This window comes from Kallipyga gabonensis (genome assembly GCF_001286805.1).
Lineage (GTDB): Bacteria > Bacillota > Clostridia > Tissierellales > Peptoniphilaceae > Kallipyga > Kallipyga gabonensis.
On sequence record NZ_CXYV01000002.1, the window covers coordinates 76,936 to 96,529 of the forward strand.

The 19,594-nt window shown below is 51.4% G+C and carries 15 protein-coding genes and 1 tRNA gene; 7 read left to right on the forward strand and 9 right to left on the reverse strand.

Annotated elements, in window-relative coordinates; genetic code table 11:
* Positions 1-9: 9 nt before the first annotated feature.
* Positions 10-615 carry an SH3 domain-containing protein gene (locus BN2373_RS01770; RefSeq protein WP_154826106.1) on the reverse strand — a complete coding sequence of 202 codons (606 nt, stop codon included), beginning with the start codon at positions 613-615 and terminating at the stop codon, positions 10-12.
* A gap of 189 nt (positions 616-804) precedes the next feature.
* Between BN2373_RS01770 and BN2373_RS01775 the strand changes: the two genes are divergently transcribed.
* On the forward strand, positions 805-2,961 hold the full coding sequence (locus tag BN2373_RS01775; protein ID WP_074017941.1) for an alpha-amylase family glycosyl hydrolase: 2,157 nt from the start codon (positions 805-807) through the stop codon (positions 2,959-2,961).
* A 188-nt stretch (positions 2,962-3,149) separates the two neighbouring features.
* Here the strand turns inward: BN2373_RS01775 and BN2373_RS01780 are convergent, their stop codons facing one another.
* The 3 genes from BN2373_RS01780 to BN2373_RS01790 are packed head-to-tail and all read right to left on the reverse strand — an operon-like array spanning position 3,150 to position 6,992.
* On the reverse strand, positions 3,150-4,241 hold the full coding sequence (locus BN2373_RS01780) for a DUF3825 domain-containing protein (RefSeq protein WP_053942484.1): 1,092 nt from the start codon (positions 4,239-4,241) through the stop codon (positions 3,150-3,152).
* A gap of 18 nt (positions 4,242-4,259) precedes the next feature.
* Positions 4,260-5,624, reverse strand: coding sequence for a glutathionylspermidine synthase family protein (locus BN2373_RS01785; RefSeq protein ID WP_053942485.1), 1,365 nt, complete (start codon positions 5,622-5,624; stop codon positions 4,260-4,262).
* 42 nt (positions 5,625-5,666) lie between these two features.
* Positions 5,667-6,992 (reverse strand): glutamate-cysteine ligase family protein, encoded by a 1,326-nt coding sequence (locus tag BN2373_RS01790; protein ID WP_053942486.1) that lies wholly within the window; start codon positions 6,990-6,992, stop codon positions 5,667-5,669.
* Between the two features lie 143 nt (positions 6,993-7,135).
* Between BN2373_RS01790 and BN2373_RS01795 the strand changes: the two genes are divergently transcribed.
* Entirely contained in the window at positions 7,136-7,894 is a 759-nt protein-coding gene (locus tag BN2373_RS01795; RefSeq protein ID WP_053942487.1) for an MBL fold metallo-hydrolase, read from the forward strand.
* A 506-nt stretch (positions 7,895-8,400) separates the two neighbouring features.
* Here BN2373_RS01795 and BN2373_RS01805 read toward each other — a convergent pair.
* Together BN2373_RS01805 and BN2373_RS01810 are read right to left on the reverse strand one after the other, a co-directional pair.
* Positions 8,401-9,603: an acetate kinase gene (locus tag BN2373_RS01805; RefSeq protein WP_053942489.1), complete on the reverse strand. Its 1,203-nt coding sequence runs from the start codon at positions 9,601-9,603 to the stop codon at positions 8,401-8,403.
* 83 nt (positions 9,604-9,686) lie between these two features.
* On the reverse strand, positions 9,687-10,610 hold the full coding sequence (locus BN2373_RS01810; RefSeq protein WP_053942490.1) for a nucleotidyltransferase family protein: 924 nt from the start codon (positions 10,608-10,610) through the stop codon (positions 9,687-9,689).
* A 93-nt stretch (positions 10,611-10,703) separates the two neighbouring features.
* Between BN2373_RS01810 and BN2373_RS01815 the strand changes: the two genes are divergently transcribed.
* Positions 10,704-11,870 (forward strand): AI-2E family transporter, encoded by a 1,167-nt coding sequence (locus BN2373_RS01815; protein ID WP_053942491.1) that lies wholly within the window; start codon positions 10,704-10,706, stop codon positions 11,868-11,870.
* A 69-nt stretch (positions 11,871-11,939) separates the two neighbouring features.
* Here BN2373_RS01815 and pepF read toward each other — a convergent pair whose 3' ends face one another.
* Positions 11,940-13,730, reverse strand: a complete 1,791-nt coding sequence (pepF, locus tag BN2373_RS01820; protein WP_053942492.1) for an oligoendopeptidase F — start codon at positions 13,728-13,730, stop codon at positions 11,940-11,942.
* A gap of 144 nt (positions 13,731-13,874) precedes the next feature.
* Between pepF and BN2373_RS01825 the strand changes: the two genes are divergently transcribed.
* The 4 genes from BN2373_RS01825 to BN2373_RS01840 all read left to right on the forward strand — a co-directional run bounded on the left by BN2373_RS01825 (position 13,875) and on the right by BN2373_RS01840 (position 17,082).
* Positions 13,875-15,119 carry an aminopeptidase gene (locus BN2373_RS01825; RefSeq protein ID WP_053942493.1) on the forward strand — a complete coding sequence of 415 codons (1,245 nt, stop codon included), beginning with the start codon at positions 13,875-13,877 and terminating at the stop codon, positions 15,117-15,119.
* Between the two features lie 210 nt (positions 15,120-15,329).
* Positions 15,330-15,403: transfer RNA gene (locus BN2373_RS01830), tRNA-Arg, on the forward strand.
* A 133-nt stretch (positions 15,404-15,536) separates the two neighbouring features.
* Positions 15,537-16,100: a hypothetical protein gene (locus BN2373_RS01835; protein WP_053942494.1), complete on the forward strand. Its 564-nt coding sequence runs from the start codon at positions 15,537-15,539 to the stop codon at positions 16,098-16,100.
* Between the two features lie 25 nt (positions 16,101-16,125).
* Positions 16,126-17,082 carry an acyltransferase family protein gene (locus tag BN2373_RS01840; RefSeq protein WP_053942495.1) on the forward strand — a complete coding sequence of 319 codons (957 nt, stop codon included), beginning with the start codon at positions 16,126-16,128 and terminating at the stop codon, positions 17,080-17,082.
* Between the two features lie 114 nt (positions 17,083-17,196).
* Here the strand turns inward: BN2373_RS01840 and BN2373_RS01845 are convergent, their stop codons facing one another.
* Positions 17,197-18,234: a zinc-ribbon domain-containing protein gene (locus BN2373_RS01845; RefSeq protein WP_053942496.1), complete on the reverse strand. Its 1,038-nt coding sequence runs from the start codon at positions 18,232-18,234 to the stop codon at positions 17,197-17,199.
* An 86-nt stretch (positions 18,235-18,320) separates the two neighbouring features.
* Entirely contained in the window at positions 18,321-19,586 is a 1,266-nt protein-coding gene (locus BN2373_RS01850; RefSeq protein WP_053942497.1) for a zinc-ribbon domain-containing protein, read from the reverse strand.
* Between the last annotated feature and the right edge of the window lie 8 nt (positions 19,587-19,594).

Sequence of the window (19,594 nt, forward strand, 5' to 3'; positions counted from 1 at the left end):
GGTCTCCCCTTATTCTTCAACCGGGTCGGCATCCAAAGACCAACCGTAAATCCAGCCTTCAAAGGTCTCCCCATTCTCCCGTTTGATCTGGCCATGGCACCAAACGGAATCTGCCTCCATCTTTGCTTCCCTTACGGTGATGGTATTGCCCGGATTGGCCGCATTGATGATGGTTGACCCCGTGCCCGGCCCTGATCGGACATTGGACCTGGCGTTGACTTGAAAGGTCTTTCCCACCCAAGTTTTGGGTTCGGCATAGTCGCCGGGTCCTTCCGTCAAAGGCTCAGGGGCTTCTTCCATGGAATCTCTCCTGCTTCCTTCCGCCTGCATATCATAACCGGAGTTGTCCTCATTTTCATCCTCATCCGATTCCTCCTCGGAGGCCGACTCGAGAGCCGTCAGGTCTTCAGAAGATTCGATGGCTGGCTGGTCTTCATAGGATGACCCGCCCATAACCCGGATGAACTGCTTGGTTACAAACCAGATAATCAGCAAAAGCAGGGCAACCACAATGACCACGGTAAAAATGGTCGACTTGTCCGGGTCCGGCTTATTCGCTTTTTTCTTTTTATATTTCTTCGGCGTTTCCTGCCGGTAGCGATCTTCGTACTCCATAATGACATTCTCCTCTATCTTGAAAATGGAAGGACTTTCCTTCCGCACTTCTTCTTAAATCTTATCATAATGTTCCCCCAAGTCGTAATAATAATGATATACTTAGGTGAGAACGATTTCACCTTAACCCGATCAAGATCCGTGATCCATATCAAAAAACCGGCATCCCCCGGATAGTAGGAGGCTCACATGAATAAAGACCCCATTCAAGAGGCTGTCGCCCGTGCCATTGACCTGGACCCCTGGTTGGCTGACTATGAGGACGACCTGATCCTTCGGCAAAATAACTACCTGACAAAAAAGAAAGAAATCCAAAACACAGTCTCTTCCCTGTCGGAATTTGCCAATGGACACCACTACTATGGTTTCCACCGGGTGGAAGACGGCTGGGTTTACCGGGAATGGGCCCCGGCTGCCGCTCACCTTTTCCTGGTTGGCGATTTCAATGACTGGCAGCCCTATACCCATCCCCTCCGGGCCATGGGAAACGGGGACTGGGAAATCTGCCTAAAGGGAAAAGATGCCCTCAAGCACGGTCAAAGGATCAAGGTTCTTCTCCAATACCAAAACCAGGACCATTATAAAATCCCCCTCTATATAAAAAGAGTCATTCAGGAAGTCCGTGAGGACGGATCCATCGACTGGCTCGGTCAAATCTGGGACCCGGAGGAGGACTATGAGTGGAAGACTCCTCACTTCAAGCTTTCCCGCCACGTTCCCCCCTTTATCTATGAAGCTCATATCGGCATCGCCCAGGAAGAAGGTAAGGTCTCTTCCTTCCGTGAATTTGCTGACCTCACTTTGCCCAGGATCAAAAAATCCGGCTATAACGTCATCCAGCTCATGGCCATCATGCAACACCCCTATTACGGGTCCTTCGGCTACCATGTTTCCAACTTTTTCGCTGTCTCCTCCTGGTTCGGGACCCCGGAAGACCTCAAGTACCTGATCGACAAGGCTCACTCCATGGGCATGGGGGTCCTCATGGACCTGGTTCACTCCCATGCCGTCAAGAACCAGGCCGAGGGTCTGGCCTTCTTTGACGGAAGTCAAGAGCAATTCTTTGTTCCCGGCCCTCGCGGCTTCCACGAAACCTGGGATTCCATGTGTTTCAATTACGGAAAGATGGACGTTATCCACTTCCTCCTCTCCAACCTCAAGTTCTGGATGGAAGAATATCATTTTGACGGTTTCCGTTTCGATGGCATTACCTCCATGCTCTACTGGGACCACGGCATGGGAACAGCTTTCACGGATTACAGCAAGTACTTTTCGCTCAATACCAATACCGATGCGGTTACCTACCTGACCCTGGCTTCCGACTTGATCCACACCCTCTCCCCCAATGCCCTGCTGGTAGCGGAAGATATGTCCGGCATGCCCGGACTCTGCCTGCCAATCGACCGCTGCGGGATCGGCTTTGACTACCGCCTCTCCATGGGGGTCCCTGACCTCTGGATTAAAAACATGAAAAAGGATGACCATGACTGGTCGGTCAATGACATCTATTACGAAGTGACCACCCACCGGCCCATGGAAAAGCGGATCAATTATGCAGAGAGTCATGACCAGGCTCTTGTAGGGGATAAAACCCTCTTCTTCTGGCTGACGGACCAGGAAGCCTACTGGCACATGAGCAAGGATGACGACAACTACATCATCGACAGGGCCATCGCCCTCCACAAGATGATCCGCTTTATTACCCTGACCACCGGGGCCGATGGTTATTTGAATTTTATCGGCAATGAATTCGGCCATCCTGAATGGATCGACTTCCCCCGTTTGGAAAACGGCTGGTCCTACCACTATGCCCGCCGCCAGTGGCACCTGGCGGACGATGACCTCCTGAAATACTCCTATCTTCTGGAATTTGACCGGGCCATGATCCGGTTCGCTAAGAAGACCGGGATTATGGGTCCCAAGAATGTCCAACTCCTCTGGATGGACGAGCACCGTAAAATTGTGGCCTACCGGAATAATGCCTACATCTTCCTTTTTAACTTCCACCCCACCGATTCCGTAGAAAACTTCGTCCTCCCCATCTACCAGGAAGGAGGCTACCGCGTAGTCTTCTCTTCCGACCGGAAAGAATTCGGAGGATTCGGCCGGATCGACGAAGATTATATTTACCAAACCAAGACCATGGAGATGGCCGATTTTGACCAGGGAATCCAGATCTACTCACCGGCCCGGACGGTCCTGGTTCTAAAAAAAGTGGCGAACAGCGAAGGTGATGAGGTTGATGCTGAAGCCAGGGATGCCATCGACCAAATGGTGGCTGCTGAAGCCAAGGCCCAACAGGCCCTGGTCATCCAACAGATGAAAAAATCCATGGACCGGAAGTAATCACGTCATCCCGCCGGAGGTAATCAAGTCGTCCCAATAAAAAAGCACCGCTCTCTAGAATGCCCCCCTAAAGTTGGATTTTTTGGTCCAACTTTAGGGGGGCAGCTCAATTCTCTAAAATAGCAGGGAAGGGCTTCCCTTGGAGGCGGCGGAATCATGGCCTTACCTAGGGACGGGCTTCCCCGGGATTAATACTCATCATCCTCATTCTCATCGTCTTCATAAGAAAGGATGTTGATGGAATCCGTATTGAGCCAGTCACTGTCGGGGCGGGAGACCAGGCGGGAGTTGCTGTAGGCCAGGAAGAGGGGAAGGATAGTTTCTCCCTGATAGGAACCGGAAGGATGACGGACGACCACCAGGGCCAGGTCGACCCGGTTGTCATCCATCAGGCAAAGGGGGAGAAGGAGGGAGCCCTTGTTGGACCGGGGGTTATACATGGGGATGGCGGTCTTGTAGTTCCACTCAACCCGCTTGATCGCCAGATCCACGGCATCTTGTAAGCGATTCTTGAGCCGGTTGAAGACCCTCTGATTGTCCTCGATTTTCTCGCCCAACTTCTGGAAGAAAATCTTGGACCGGTAGCGGTCGGAGGATTGGTAGGCCTCTTGGAGAGTCATGCCGTCAATCTCCATCATGTCCCGGGCAAGATTATCTTCCAGAAATTCCATGGGCAATCGACGGGTCCGCTCGACGATAATATGGGGGTAGTCACAGGAGAGTTCGCCCGTAGAGGAGTCATAGAGCATGTTCTCGACCTTATTTTCAAAATAGTCCGCCCGGCCAGGTAAGGGATTGAAAACCCGAACCAGGGTCTTACCCACATTTTCCCCGGCCACGACAAAGTCCAAGAGATACCAGAAGGAAGACTCAAACTTCGTATTTTGCTTAAAGAGGGCGTAGATATCATCATATTTTCGGTCAACTAGCCCGGTGTTAAAGGCCGCATAGGTCTCCTGGGGCGGGGTATCCTTGGTGATGCGAATCTTCTTCTCCTCGCGAACGAGGCGCTTAAAGGTGTAGTTCAGGTAGTTTTTAAGAAGGGGAACTTTATTATTCTTTGGGGGCGTGTCCCCATAATACCATTTTTCCGGCAGGGCCAGTTCAGCCAATTTATCATACTTATGGAAGTTAATGAAGGCCCAGTCCTCCAGGGCATCCTGGGGCTTGGGGTATTTCCCCTCGATCTCCACCAGGTCCTTTTCTGGCAAGGGGGAGGATCCAGTCGGCTGGTCGGCCAAGGGGCCTTCTTGTCCCCTTTCATATTGTTCATATACCATAAACATTCCTTCCTTTCTTCAACCTTCTTCCTCAAAACGATCAGCGGCTTTTAGTTTAACCCGATAGGCGGGGGCGGCAAAATAGTCCCTGGCTCCGGAAATGATTCCCGACTGACCGATCCGGGCATAGATGCCGGCAAATTTCTCCATGTACATAAAGAGGCCGATAACATGACTGAACTTTCTCACCTTAAATTCATAATCTTCCATATGAAGGAAGGGGGTAGGATCAACCTCAACAAACTCCTGATAAACATACTCGTCCAGGGCCAATGCATCCACAATCTCATCCCAATCTTCCTGGCTATGTTCCCGTCCCAAAAGGATCCCCTGGGAAGCGTAAGAGTTATAGGGTTTAAGAATCCAATCATCTTTTTCTGATTTCACCCGGTTTTTATCCTCCCGGGTTAAGATTTCCCTGGTCAAAGGAACATGTGCCCTGACGAAATCTCTTTCCATGGGACTAAGAATCTCCAGGGTTGCCGGATCATGGAGAACCTTAAAGATCATCTTGGAATGCATAATCTGGGAACGGAAAGATCCCATCATGATAAAAGCCTGGTCCTGATAAGCCTGGAGAAAATCTCCACACTCCTCCATCCGGTCCAGGAAATCCGAAGTCACCATCCGGCGGTAAACCAGGTCAATGGCTGCCTCCCTGCCCGTGTAGGGATCCGTTCCATAAAGAACCCCATCCCGGTATTCCATGGTCCGGGGGTCAGTCAGGGTACAATCGAAGCCTTCTTTTTCAAAGACTTCGTGGAAGTGACGAAACTCCTTTTCCGTCATTTTATCATCGAAATCGACGATGGCCACCGTTTGGGGAAGTTTACCTTTTAATCTCTTATATTCCTGGGTCAAGGCATGGACCAGGGGACGGAAAAGAGGGTAACGGGAGATCTCCCAATTCCGGGACATGGCTTCCATGGCTTTTGACCGGAGGAGGAGCTTACCTAAAACCCGGTCCTCATTCATCGCTGAGGATCCGTCAGTATTGAGCTCGCAAAATTTGAAATCTCCCTCTCCATTATAAAAAATATCATAACGACCGACAGGAACCGGGGTTGTATAGCCCGGATCGATCAGGATCAGGTCTTCCAAAGGGGCAGAAAAGCGGAAAGCCTTCCGGTAGGATGGGTCCTCCAAAAATTTATCGGTCACCTTTTGTCCGATGGAGGCCATGGTGCGGAGAATAGAGGCAAAAAAAGCCTCATCCTTTTCCTCAAAATAAAAGCCCTGGTAGGTCATGGGAACAGGATTACCGTGGATCAGTCTTCGCTTATTCTCCGACCTCTCCATGATTCCCCGGTAGTCTTCTTCAAAAATCCGAGCTTGGTCCATGACCATTCGGATATAGTCTTCAGTAAATTGATTCGTAAACATGGAACTCCTATCTATTTCTCTGAGCCCGGTCATTGAATGGAATTATCTCACTCCTTCTTTCCTCCGTGCAAGAAGAATTCGGCGTAGGCCTTCCCATCCCTCTTCTTCCTCTATTTTTTCATAAGAAATCCGAGGCGTTTCCAAGTGGGACCAGAGATTACGGAGGGGGGCTAAATAGGCCTTTTCCTCTTCAGAAAGCCCTTCTTGAGCCAGATCCAAGAGCTTGATTCCCCAGTTGGCAAAGTAGTCGGAAAGATAATAGCCGTGAATCCCGTTATCTCGTCCGGAATCCATCCCTCGCTCAACCAGGTCGATAGAGACCGTCTTAAACTTACGGTCCAGTCGATCCAGATTATTCATATCATAGAAAAGCCCCTTGATCATCGCTGTGACCGCCAAAGAAAGGTCAAGCGGAAGGGCATCCATGGGTCGGATTTCCAAAAATCCTTTAACCCGAATATCCGGAAAGACAATGCCTAAAGCCTGGTCAATGAGCCCACTCCACTCTTCTTCAGATTCCGCCTGATCCATGGCCTGGGACAAAGTTATATCCCCGGTTTCAACTTCCTTTTCCCCTTCCAGGCGGAAGAGGATGACCCGGTCAAGCAGCCAATCTGCATAAGAAGCAAAAGAAAAATCCTCCTCAAAGCTGGTAGGAATCAAGCCGGTCCGGTCCGGATCTGTCCCCCGCCAAATTTCCTGTCGGGCATTGAACTTATCCAACTTGTTTCCACTAAGCCGGGAGACAGTATCCGTCAGGGTATAGAGGATAGGAACCATGGCGGTTAGGATGCGGTATTTTTTCTGAAAATCTTCGGGTCCAAAGTAGTCGATGGAGACTTGCAGGGCACAGGAAAGCCGCATCATCTTCCGGGAATGGGAACCGTGGGCTCCTAGCCAATTGTTCATAATCCGGTAGCGTTCCTTGGCGATAATCGGAACATCCAGGGCTTGATTATCAGGATCAGCCCCCAAAGCCATCATACCGTAGCCGTATTTTTCAAGGACAGGAAGAAGGAGGTTGTAGCCCTTTTGTGCACGTTCTTCCAGGGTTTTGATGTCCCTTGCCTGAGGGATGGAGAGTTCAAACTGAGCCCCGGGCTCAATGGATACGGCCATATCCTCATTGCGAACTCCGGCAATATGGCCATTGATACGAACCGGTTCCAAGCCCGGCATTCGAGCTAACTCCTCCAGGATTTCCAGGACACCGGGCTGACCTTCATAGAAAATTCGCCGTCCGGTCTCCCGATCGACAATCATATGCTCCATCTCGATACCCAGTTGACCTTGTCCCGGCTTTTTGTCGGACTTGATCCGGTCAACAATCCGGTCAATCTTTTCCTGTCTTGTCCTTTTCATCCTCATCGTCCCTTCCTTCACAATATGGATACTTTCTTTATGTTATACCCAGGATTGAGAAAAGATTGCACTCTCTACCGACTTGATCTAATAGAGGAATGGAGGGGTATATAAAGAGAATAAATGATGAAAAAATCAAAGGAGGTCATATGCCAACGGTTATTACCCTCACCTATCTTTATAATTCCGGATTTTCCCTGGACTTCCCCGACCGCTTCCTGGTTGTGGATTATATCCAGGGTCCCTTACCCCTTCCCAAGGATAAACCCATCACTTTCATTGTTACTCATGCCCACAGCGACCACTATAACCCTCGAATTTTCACTATGAAAGGGGCGGAGAATGCGACCTTTGTCCTGTCCACGGATGTGGAAGAGTCTTCATCTGACGGCAAGTTCATCCAGCTCTCCTCGACCGTGGAAGAAACCCGTCGCAAAAAAATCATCTATGATCCAAGCCGAACTCTTCGCCTGGAACCCGGTGATAGCCAAAGCTTTCAAGACATCCATTGGACGGCCTTCGGATCCACCGATCAAGGCATTTCCATCCTCTTTGAACTAGGCGGGATTTCCTTCTTCCACGCCGGTGATCTCAACGCCTGGAAATGGCCGGATTGGCCGGAGGAAGATCAGGACCGGGAAGTCAGTGACTTTATGGAAATCCTGGATGACCTGGAAAAATTCCCTGTCGACATTCTCTTTGCTCCTTTAGACCCCCGCTTGGAAGGAAACGCCTTCCTCGGCCCCATGGCCATGATCCAACGGCTCAAGCCCCAGATGTTCATCCCCATGCATTTCCGGGAGAAAATGGACATCACCCAATTTTTCAGGGACCACTACCAGGCTCAAACAAAAACCTTCCTCACAGAGATCACAGGAAAAGGCCAGCAGATCCGGATCCGGAGCTAGACCAGGGGGGCTCATAGCGGAATCCGGGGCCTTGTCAGAACAAAGCTTCCTTAGGAAACCTCATGATCCGCCATCTCCCGGGCCCCCGCAGAACTAAAAACCCTACCAATTAAGAAATTCATGAGAATATCAGGGCCAGGATCCCTGACAATTCGTAGAACCTCAAAAAAATCAGGGTCAAAAAATCCCTGATAAATGAGCAGATTGAAAGATTATCAGGGGATGAAACCCTCTCAAATTGGAAAATTTCAAGAATATCAGGGCAAAAAATGGCCCTGTTATTTTGGCAGATAGCAAAAATGTCAGGGCCTCTCAACCCTGACATTTTGTTTAATCCTGAGAATATCAGGGGCCAGGATCCCTGACAATCTGCCTATTCCCAGACAATCAGGGTCAAAGATCCCCAGCGTACAGCAAAACTTAAACTCCTGAATGCTACAATGCAAAAAAAGGCTGTGCCGGAACAAACAAACTGTTCCGGCACAGCCTTTTTAATTTCCTTCCGCTTATTTTCCTTCAACCAGACGCTTGGTGTCCCGGGCAATCATGAGCTCTTCGTCAGTAGGAATCACCATAACCTTGATCGCGGAATCTTCGGCAGAGATGGTCTTCTCCTTGGGCTTACGCTGGTTGTTGATTTCCTTATCCAACTTTACCCCGATAATCTCCAGGCCGTCACAGATAGCTTCCCGGTCCTTGGATCCGTTCTCGCCAATGCCGCCGGTGAAGGTGATGGCATCAATCCGGCCGCCCATCATGGTGGCGTAGGCACCGATGGTTTCCCGGCAGCGGGAGTGGAAGATCTTGAGAGCCAGCTGGCAGGCTTCATCCCCCGATTCCGCCCCCTTCTCCAGGTCTCTGAAGTCGGAGGAAAGGCCGGAAATGCCCAGAACGCCGGATTCTTTATTGAGAACCTTGTCCACTTCTTCAGGACTCATACCCAGCTGCTTAATCATATAGATGATAATGGAGGGATCGAGGTCACCGGACCGGGTCCCCATGGGGAGGCCGGCTAAGGGAGTCAGGCCCATGGAGGTCATAATGGATTTGCCGTTTTTGACGGCGGTGATGGAAGACCCGTTGCCCAGGTGGCAGGAGATGAGGTTCACTTCCTCTACCGGCTTGCCCAGGAGTTCAGCCGCCCGGTTGGTGATGAAATTGTGGGAAGTTCCGTGGAAGCCGTAGCGACGGATGCCCTGATCCTTATAGTAGGAAAGAGGAATGGGATAAACAAAGTTTTCCTTAGGCATGGTCTGGTGGAAAGCAGTGTCAAAGACAGCGACCTGGGGCTTGCCTTCAAGGAGAGAGGAGCAGGCCTGGATTCCCTGAAGATTAGCGGGGTTGTGGAGGGGAGAAAAGGGAACCACTTCTTTGATGGCATCCAACACTTCCTGGTCGATGATGGTGGATTTGGTGACTTTTTCTCCGCCATGGACCACCCGGTGACCGACAGCATCAATTTCCTTAAGGTCCTTGATGACCCCATGGTCCGGAGAAGTCAGAGCATCGAAGACCAGCTCAACCGCCGTCTTATGGTCGGGAATAGCCGTCTCCAGCTCAAATTCTCCCTTATCACTTTCCTGCTCGATGCGGGAACCTTCAATGGCAATTCTTTCAACGAGGCCCTTGGCCAGAACCTTTTCCCCATCCATGTCGAAAAGTTGGTATTTCAACGAAGATGATCCGCAGTTAATCACTAAAACTTTCATCCTATCCTCCTCATTATTCTTTCCGTTCAAGCTTATTCTTTTTCGTTTCCAATACGCACATTCCAATGAATATATTACCCTCTTTACTCCCTCCAAAGCGGCGACGGATAAGTTCCCTCTTCCACCTTCCGGGTAAAGCCTTCTCGGACTCTGGCCTTATCTTCCTGATAGGTTACCCCCATCCATGCCTGATCCGTGGTCAGGACCCGAACCCGGGCATCCCCCTCTTTCAGTTGTCGGGTGATAACCGAAGGCAGGTAACACTCCGCTTTCAATGGATTCTCGGGGACTTCCTTATTGATAAAAGACAGAAGCTCATCTTCAATGGCCCCCATGAAAGAAGGCCGAAAGCCCCAGAAATTCATGGACACAGGGCTGTCTCCGGCGAGGAGGATTTCCCGATCTTTTCCGTCTTCACCGGCGACCAGGGACCTCCCATCTTCCCCTTCCTGGAAAATTCGAGTGTGCTCCACTACGCGGGCAAGGTAACCCCCCTCCACCTGGCAGACCCCTCGGGAAACCGACCCGTTGGCCGTCAGGGTCTTGTTGAGCTTGTAGGCCACCATGGCGTGAGTGGGGATGTCGGCTCCCGGATCCTGAGCCAAAAAATCATAAATTAAGGAAAAAGCCCGGTCACCGTAGTAATCATCCGCATTGATGACGGCAAAGGGGCCATCGATTAGACCTCGAGCCGCATAGACGGCCTGGGCGGTTCCCCAGGGTTTGGTCCTTCCATCGGGAACCTCTCCCCCCGGCATATCCCGGAGATCCTGGAAGGCAAAATCCGCCTTCATGTCCCGGGGCAAGTGGCCGACCACGGCCTCACGGAAAACCTCCTCATGCTCCCTTCGAATGATGAAGATGGTCCGACGGAAGCCTGCCCGGTAAGCATCATAGAGGGAGTAGTCCATGATGACCTCCCCTCCCGGTCCCACCGGATCGACCTGTTTGAGGCCCCCGTAGCGGGACCCCATGCCCGCCGCCATAATGACAAGAATTGGATCCATAGCAACCTCCTTGTATGCACTCTTTCAATTATACCAAAGATGGTCCGCCTATGATAAAATACCAGGGAAGAACGACTAGAGCGGAGGTGGCCCATGCGGTTTACAAAAGAAGAAAAGCAGCAGATTAAACTGATCCTGTTCATTATTACCTGTTCCATCCTCATTTTTATGCTTCTTTCCCATTTTAATGCCATTTGGAATGGCTTCACCTACCTCCTGGGTATGATCTCCCCCTTTATGATGGCCATCATGGTCTCCTTCCTGGTCAACATGTTTATGTCCGTCATCGAAAACAAGATCCTGGATAAGCTCCCCATTGGCCGTGGCGGCAAGAGGGCCCTGGCCATCCTCCTTTCTTTTATCCTCATCATCGCCATCCTGGTCCTGATCTTCTCCCTGATCCTCCCTCAACTTTTTAATTCCCTCCGGACCATCATCCTGGCGATTCCGGATTTCCTGGATAAGCTCTCCGCCTTCCTCAAAGACGCCAAGTGGATGGGTCCGGTTCAAAAGCCCCTCATCGAAGGTTTGGATAATCTCCAATCCATCTCCCTCCCCAACTATCTCTGGCGGTATATCAGCCCCCGGGGGAATTTATCCTTTAGCTCCTTCATCCAATCGGTCCTCCCCACCATCAATGCCGTTTTTTCCGGCCTTCTCAATGCCTTCCTGGTCCTGGTCTTTACCATCTACATGCTGGCCGCCAAGGAAACCCTGGGCACCCAGGCCAAGCAACTCCTCTATGCCAGCCTGCCGGAGAGTATCGTCGACAAGTTTATGTACGTCTTCTATACGGCTTATGACAACTTCTATAACTTTTTCACCGGCCAGTTCCGAGAAGCCCTGACCCTGGGCTTCATGTGCTTCGTCGGCATGAAGATCCTGGGCCTTCCCCTGGCCCTGGCCGTCTCGGTTCTCATCGCCTTCGGTGCCCTCATTCCTATGGTGGGTGCTGTCCTCGCCGGTCTTATCGGGACGCTAACCATCTCTTCTATCTCCCTGACCCAGGGTCTGGGCTTTATGGTTTATATCTTCGTCCTACAGCAGTTTGACGGCAACATCATCTACCCCCGGATTGTTGGGCAATCCGTTGGTCTTCCCGCCATCTGGGTCCTCCTGGCCGTCATCATCGGCGGGTCCACCATGGGGATCTTCGGCATGCTCCTCTTCCTCCCCATCTTCTCCACCATCTATGACCTTCTCTCCGACTTCAAGACCCGTCGGCTGGCCAAGAAAAACATCAATGTCGCCGAAAAATAATTTCTTCCACACACAAAAAGGCTGTGCCGGTTCACTACCGGCACAGCCTTTTTTCCTCTCTTGTGGGGCTTATTCCTCCACCAAGCCATCGACCAATTCTCCAATATAACGGATTGTGTCTTGAAGAGGCTCTTCCGTCCGAATATCCACTCCGGCCATCTGGGCCAGTTCGACCGGTTTCTTGGATCCTCCCTGGCGGAGGACCTCCAGCCAATCCTGAACAGCCGGATCCCCTTCCTCCATGATTCGCCGGGCCACCTCTGTCCCGATGGTGAGTCCGGCGGAATAGGTGTAGGAATAGAGGCCCATGTAGTAGTGGGGCTGACGCATCCAGGTCAGGCAGGATCCCTCCATGATCTTGACCTCCGGTCCCCAGAAGTCGGTCAGAACCTTCCAATAGATCTCGGACAAGCGGTCAGCATCGAAAGCCCCGCCTTCATCGATAATCCGGTAGACCTCCCGCTGGTAGGCGGCCTCCAGGAGGTGGGTGACAAAGTTATGGTAGTAGGTCTGGGAAATGATCTGGCCCATAATTTCCTTCTTCACTTCCTTGTCCTCCCCAGCCTTCTTCAGGAGGTAGTTACCCATGATGATCTCATTAGCGGTCGAAGGGGCTTCCACAAAATACATGGACAGGTAGGTGTTGAGGATGTTCTGGTTCTTGTTGGTGAGAATGTCCTGGCCCGCATGGCCCAGCTCATGGGAGAGCGTGATGACCTCGTTGATCTGGCGGTTGAAGGAGGTCAAAATATAGGGGTGGACATTGTAGGAGGAGGCGCAGAAGGCCCCCGTGGACTTCCCTTCATTTTCCGCATAGTCAATCCAGCGTTCATGAAAGGCCTGGTCCAACATGGCCACATAGTCGGGCCCTAAGAGGGAGAGACCGTCCTTGATATATTCACCGGCCTCCTGGAAGGAAATCTCTTCCGATTCCCCGGAGGTTGGTGGAGCCTTGAGGTCGAAGGAGGTCATCTCCTCCAGGCCGTATAGGTCCTTGAGATAGCGGGCATACTTCTGCATGACCGGGGCGAGATCCCGCATAATGACATCGATCTGGCGATTATAGAGGTCCCGGTCCACATCCTGGAGATCCAAAAGGAAGTCAAAAACCGAATCATAGCCCCGGAGGGAGGCCTCAATTTTATCCCGCCGGACCTGGGTCAGGTAGGCCGATGCCGTCCCCGACTTGTATTTATCCAGCTGGTCATAGAAAACCCGGGAGGCCTTCCGGCGAAGGGTCGTATCGGCCGAGGTCTCAAAAGAATTCTCAAAGGCGTTGTAGGTCATGTGGACCTCTTCCCCGTCCACTTCAAAGGCCGGGAAGCGGATGTCTCCCTGTTTGATGTCCGCATACATCTGGTAGGGGGCATCCAAAACGGGACCCATAGCGGCTAAAATGCCTTCTTCCTTGTCAGACAGGAGGTGGTCCTTCTTCCGAATCATCTTGTCCAGATAGTTGGTATAGGATGGATCCTGGATCCCTGCCTCCTTGAGGACTTCCTTGGACAGGGCTGCCAACTCCGGCTCCAGGAAAGACAGATCCTGCTCAAACCCCGCCATAAGATCGGTGAAGCGTTGGGACCGGGCCATATGGACCGGATTCCGGGTATCCGCCTCTTCATGGAGGGAAACGTAGTTACTCAAATCATCCAGGTCCATGAGGAGGGCCTCATAGGCCTTGAGGGCTTCTACCACATCTGCGGCAGCCTTGATTTTCCCCCGGTAGTCTTCCCGGAAGGCCTTTGCTCCGTCCAGAGTCTTTTTCAACACTTCCTCGTAGGACTCCTCATTGGGGTAAATGTCCGTCAAATTCCAAGTCTCTTCAAGGGGGACCTGGTCCCGCTTCAATACTTTCGCCATGGCTCATCCTTTCTTTGATACAATAGACTGTGTCACTTCCCTGGGAAGTGCTTGTCACCGGTTTTTATCCAAGGGTCCAACCCTTGTGACCGGCCTATCTGATTTTTCCATTATACCATTGCTCGAAATAGAAAAGAGGTTGTTATGGACCAACATCCTGTTGACCAACGTTTGATCGACTACGCCCGCCTTGTGGTGGAGGTCGGTGTCAATGTACAAAAAGGGGAACCCGTTGTTATCAATGCTCCCGTAGAAGCTTTGGACTTTGTCCGCCTCCTTACCCGCTTTGCCTACGAAAGAGAGGCCAGCGAAGTTGTTGTCGATTGGCGGGACCAGGAGATCTCCAAGATGACCTATGACCATGCCCCCATGGAGGTCCTGGAGACCGTCCCTGACTTTATTTATGACAAGGATGAATACTATTACAAGCGGGGAGCCAACATGATCTCCGTTGCCTCCAGCGATCCCGACGCCTTTGCCCAAACGGATCCGGAAAGACTGGCTGCCGCCTCCCGGGCCTTCAATAAGAAAATGAAGCCCCTGGACCACTACACCATGAATGATGAAGTGGCCTGGTGCGTGGCCGCCTACCCCAATGTTAAATGGGCCCGGAAGGTCTTCCCTAAGGCCCAATCCGATGATGAGGCCTATGCCCTCCTCATGGAGGCCATCCTCAAGATGTCCCGGATGGAAAATACCGATCCCGTTCAGGCCTGGAAGGACCATATCGCCCGTCTTTCCGCCCGGGCGAAAATCCTTAACGACTACCAGTTTGATAAGGTCCATTACCGGTCCGAAAACGGAACCGACCTCACGGTCCACCTCCCTCATGGCCATATCTGGATGGCTGCCTCCTCCCTGGATGACAAGGGCAATGAGTTCGTCCCCAACATCCCCACCGAGGAAATCTTCTCCCTCCCCCATGCGGATAAGGTGGACGGAACCCTCGTGGCTTCCAAACCCCTGGTCTACCATGGCCAGGTCATCAACAATTTCTCCTTCACTTTCAAAGACGGAGCGGTGACCGACTTCCGGGCCGAACAAGGACAGGAAGTCCTCAAGAACCTCCTCGATGAGGATGAAGGCTCCTGCCGGCTTGGCGAGATCGCCCTGGTCCCCTACGCCTCCCCCATCTCCGAATCCGGCATCCTCTTCTACAACACCCTCTTCGATGAGAATGCCTCCTGCCACTTCGCCCTCGGTGCCTGCTATCCCACCTGCCTCGAAGGCGGGGCCGACATGACCTCTGATCAAGTCCGGGCCCACGGCGGCAACGACTCTGCCGTCCACGTCGACTTCATGGTCGGTACCAAAGACCTCTCTATCATCGGCACCACCAAAGATGGCCAGGAAGTCCCTATCTTTAAGGAAGGCAACTTCTGCTTCTAAGAAGTTAGGACATCGCTTAAAAACCGCCCCCGAAACCGGGACATTTTCGTCCAGGTCTCGGGGGCCTTCTCCTTCCCACAATACTCCAGACCCCTTCTTTTCCTCAACTTCTTCTTATGCTATAATGAAAAAGCACAAATCCCCTTGTTCTTGTCTGTTGACGAAAGATTTCAGGGTAACTAAAGACCCTGTTCTGGGGAAAGAGTTTGGGCAGCATTAGCTCAGATGGATAGAGCGTCCCCCTCCTAAGGGGAAGGCCTGGGGTTCAAATCCTCAATGCTGCGTTTGAAGAGTCGCGTCTTGCGGCTCTTTTTTTATGAGAAGGAAAAAAATACGCAATTCCTCCAAAAAATGAGCACAAAAGCTACAAAAGTTTCGGGTATTCTTGCATAGAATAAAAAATCATTGGAGGTTCCTATGAAAAAACTGCTCTTACCTGCTGCTTGTCTTATGCTTTCCTTCTCCCTCGTGGCTTGTCAGCCCCAGGTGAATGGACCCACTCCGGAAAAGCCGGGAACGTCCTCAGAAGCTTCCTCATCAGAAGCCCCTTCCACCAAGCCCCAGAATGGTGAAAAGCTGACCGACCTGATCGGCAAGATCGTCGAGGGGGCGGAACTCCCTCCGGCGGATACCATCGATTTTGATGCCAAGAACTTTGAGGATTACTCCTTCATTCCCTGGCGGGATGGGATTGAGGCGGTGGGCTCCGAAGGATCCACCTCATCCGCTGCCCACTCCCTGGTCCTGGTCCGGTCCAAAGAAGGCAAGGCAGAAGACCTGGCCAAAGAAATGGCGGATAAGGTGGATGCCCAAAAATGGATTTGTGTTCAACCTGAGGTAGCTAAAGTTCTTTATACTAAAAACTATGTACTGATGGCCATGACCTTTGAAAAAACCTATAACACGGTCAAGGAGAACTTCCAGAAAATGGTGGACGGGGAAACGGTCCAGGAATTAGACATCAAATCCTTATCCAAATAGGGGCTTTTCAGCTAAGGTATAACCCATGACCCTAAAAAAAACAAAACCCGCCATTATGGCCCTGGCCGGTTTAGCTGTCCTTGCCTACCACCTCCTCCCCTGGCCCAGGGGAGGAGGATTTCCCGAAGAGTTTGTCCGCTATTTGCTTCTGACCGCCTATATCGGTGTCGATATTTTCTTTTTCATGGCGGGCTATATGGCCTACTTTTCAAAAACTCATCCCTATCTCGCTTACATCAGGCGAAAATGTGCCCGGATTTACCCCCCCTTCCTCTTTTTTTGCCTCCTGGCCCTCTTGGCGGATAAGCTGGATTCCGGGCGGTTTCTCCAAGCCCTGGTTGGCCTGGACTTACTGAATCGAGGGGGCGGATCCTTCCTCTGGTTCCTCCCGGCCCTTCTCCTGGTTTACCTGATTCTGCCTCTCTATGTCGGCCTGATCAAAAAGCGGGGAAAAGTTCCGGGGCTACTTATTGCCATGGTCACCTGGTCCATAGCCATGTTTCTCCTGGTTCGGCTCTTCGGAGACCTTCGGATCAACATCCTTCTCTGCCGTCTGCCCCTGGTTTTTATTGGGGGCTTCCTGGCCACATATGAAGGGAGTTGGGAGAAAAAGAAACAGACTCTTTTGGGCTTAGCCCTTCTCCTACCCGGATTATGGCTAACCTGGACCTGGGGCTCCTTTACGAAACCCGATTTTCTCATCAAAGATGTCTTCTACATCCTGGCCATTCCCCACACTCTGGGACTGGTCCTCCTGCTTGACCTGGCCTTCCGGGCAAAAGTTCCGGCCGCCTTGGCCTGGATCGGAGGACTGACCCTTGAACTATATGCCTGGCAGATGGTGGTTGGACCCGACCTGGTGGCTTACTTCACCTCATTGATGGGAAACGGGTATTTTGCCTTCCTTCTCTCCTCAGCCCTTATTTTTGCCCTCTCCTTCCTCACCCAAAGAGGGCAAGAAAAAATCCTGTCTCGTTTATAAAAAAAATGGAAGCGGCATACGAGAGTGACCCCCTAAAGTTGGACCAAAAATTCCAACTTTAGGGGGTCAGTTCAAAACCGCTCCCACTTTTTTATTACCCTGAGCCCGGAAATCTTAGTAGCTCCAGGGATCGTACATATTGCGTATTCCTCCCATGGCCGAGGAGGCAACCATGAAGGTAAAGATCAAGATCAGAATGAAGATAAAAATGCCAATAAATAGGGTGGCGACCACCAGAGAATAAATCTGGCGGGATTCCTCCAGGTCAGTCATATTCATATAGGCTTTGAGAATGGTGAAGGCACTGACCAACATGGCAAAACCGGAAAAGAGGGATCCCAGGAAGCCCAATCGGACAATACCGAGAACCAGGGAGACTCCGGATCCCAAAACGCCCCAAAAGGCGACGGACGCAATCACCCCGGTCCATTCATAGAGAGAGATGGGCGAGCCGAAAATCTTGGCTGCGAAGAAATAAGCGAAGATGCTTGCGGCATCAAAGAGGATCATGAAAACGAGGAATTTGAAGAAAATCCCAACAGGGTCTACGCCCAGAAACTTCATGGCATTACCCAGGACCGCGTCCGATCCGTAATTAACCCTGGCCATGGTGATGGCAGTAAAGAAAGCCAGGATAACATCCTTAATAAGCAGGATAAGGAGGTTTGACCGGCGGTATTCCTCTTTTCTGAACTCCTTACAGAGTTCAAAGGGGTGGGTCATGGTCCGGGTGACCATCATTCTGATTTGCTGACCCAATATGGATTGACTGAATTGCTTGAAAGCACCGGCTGTGGACAAGGGCTGTCCACACCGGCTGCAGTTGGCTGCACCGGCAGGGTTACGTGCCCCACACTTGGAACAAAAAACAACTTCCTGACGAGGGCCAGGTTGACGGGGGTCTTCCCGGTGCGGACCATCCTGATGGTCTCCCTCACCAGGGGTACCCTCTTCAAAGGGATCGGGAGTCTCCTTGGGTGCAAAGGCCGAAGGAGCTTCTTCAAACTCGGCCTTCAATCTTTCGGGACCCTCATCATGAACGTCTTCGGTTTTTGATGGTTCCGGGGACGGGGCTAGGTCCACAGGCCGTCCGCAACGAATGCAAAACTTAGCATTTTCACGAAGCTCTGCCCCACAATTTTTACACTGCATATCTACCTTCTTTCTGGCCTTATGCCTTCAGGAAACATCGATTGAATTCTTTTATCTCCCGTCTTATCGTCCCTACTGAAGAGTCCTCATTGGACATACTCCAAAGGAACAAGGAGCCCCAGGTCAGTCTGCTTGATGGATCCGTTTTCTTCCTGAAAATGAATAACCAGATCCCTTTGCCCCCGGGTTTCTCTGATGACCAAGTCATTATTTCCGGAAATCTTATAATAGTGCACGCGATAATCTATGGAAATATAGACCTGTTTCTCTTCCATGTCCAGACGAGTGTCCATGGACCGGACTTCAAAGGACTGGATAAAGGGCGACATCTCATAATTGACAAATGCATCCTCATAATCCTTTTTTATCTCGTCAACCCGGTCTTCAGCAAAAAGCGAGCTTATCGAAGAGAAGGAACCCTGTTCGATAAAGGTCTTGGCAATTTTTTCCGTGTTTTGCCGAATCGTCTCCAGGATCGCTTCCGAGTCGGGAGTATCGTCAACAGGATCCAAGTCCATGCGGATCGTCTTATTCTCCCGGTCAACATAGTAATTGGTGACAGTGGTCGCCTCATCCTCTGTTGTGACTTCCAGCTTGTGGATGCCGGTAAAGGCCTGGGGGATGACATAGCAAATATGGTCCCCCTCTTTCCTTGACCCTTCAAAAGGCGGTTCCTCTCCATCCAAGCGAACAGAAAGACCTTGGGGCACAATCACTTCAAGGTTCTCCACAGTAAAAAGGTCGGAAGACAGCTTCCAGGGATTATCCAGGATAAAGGCCGAGGGATCTTTGACCATAGTAAAGATGATGTCGTGGTCCCCACCAAGGGCATTCGAAGTATAGGCAATGGGAATGTCCACCTTGTCTTCCTCCTGACCTGACCCCTGATCCTTAGGATTCGCCATTCGATAGGAAGTTACCTGGTCGAATGCCCAGCTATGCCATGCCCTTCTGAGATTGTCCGGCCGGGTAAAAGGACTATCCTCCACACTCATGTGTCGAAGAGCTTCTTCCATATTCCCATTGGTCAAAGCGACAAAGGTCTTCTCCGCTGCCAGACGGGGAGAAGAGGTTTCCCCCAGATTGAGGAAAAGAATGACCAGGAGAATAGCCAGAACAACCCCCTCCAAAATCAAGGAAATCCCAAGGATGGACCTCTTTTTCTCCGCTTCAGATGGGGGTGGCGGAGAAAAATCCAAAGTCCGGTCAACATCTTCATCGAATTGACCGGCATAAGTGTCCTCCCAGACCACCTTCTCGGTTGGGTCGGTCATGTCGCGGAGGTCCTCGCCGCAATGCTCACAAAACAAAGCATGATCAAGATTCTTTTTGCCACATTTGGGACAATACATGGTGGACC

Bases quoted from the DNA above. Each gene is read 5' to 3' on its own strand.
- BN2373_RS01770 (WP_154826106.1), bottom strand. From the start codon at position 615: ATGGAGTACGAAGATCGCTACCGGCAGGAAACGCCGAAGAAATATAAA.
- BN2373_RS01775 (WP_074017941.1), top strand. From the start codon at position 805: ATGAATAAAGACCCCATTCAAGAGGCTGTCGCCCGTGCCATTGACCTG.
- BN2373_RS01780 (WP_053942484.1), bottom strand. From the start codon at position 4,241: ATGGTATATGAACAATATGAAAGGGGACAAGAAGGCCCCTTGGCCGAC.
- BN2373_RS01785 (WP_053942485.1), bottom strand. From the start codon at position 5,624: ATGTTTACGAATCAATTTACTGAAGACTATATCCGAATGGTCATGGAC.
- BN2373_RS01790 (WP_053942486.1), bottom strand. From the start codon at position 6,992: ATGAGGATGAAAAGGACAAGACAGGAAAAGATTGACCGGATTGTTGAC.
- BN2373_RS01795 (WP_053942487.1), top strand. From the start codon at position 7,136: ATGCCAACGGTTATTACCCTCACCTATCTTTATAATTCCGGATTTTCC.
- BN2373_RS01805 (WP_053942489.1), bottom strand. From the start codon at position 9,603: ATGAAAGTTTTAGTGATTAACTGCGGATCATCTTCGTTGAAATACCAA.
- BN2373_RS01810 (WP_053942490.1), bottom strand. From the start codon at position 10,610: ATGGATCCAATTCTTGTCATTATGGCGGCGGGCATGGGGTCCCGCTAC.
- BN2373_RS01815 (WP_053942491.1), top strand. From the start codon at position 10,704: ATGCGGTTTACAAAAGAAGAAAAGCAGCAGATTAAACTGATCCTGTTC.
- pepF (WP_053942492.1), bottom strand. From the start codon at position 13,730: ATGGCGAAAGTATTGAAGCGGGACCAGGTCCCCCTTGAAGAGACTTGG.
- BN2373_RS01825 (WP_053942493.1), top strand. From the start codon at position 13,875: ATGGACCAACATCCTGTTGACCAACGTTTGATCGACTACGCCCGCCTT.
- BN2373_RS01835 (WP_053942494.1), top strand. From the start codon at position 15,537: ATGAAAAAACTGCTCTTACCTGCTGCTTGTCTTATGCTTTCCTTCTCC.
- BN2373_RS01840 (WP_053942495.1), top strand. From the start codon at position 16,126: ATGACCCTAAAAAAAACAAAACCCGCCATTATGGCCCTGGCCGGTTTA.
- BN2373_RS01845 (WP_053942496.1), bottom strand. From the start codon at position 18,234: ATGCAGTGTAAAAATTGTGGGGCAGAGCTTCGTGAAAATGCTAAGTTT.
- BN2373_RS01850 (WP_053942497.1), bottom strand. From the start codon at position 19,586: ATGTATTGTCCCAAATGTGGCAAAAAGAATCTTGATCATGCTTTGTTT.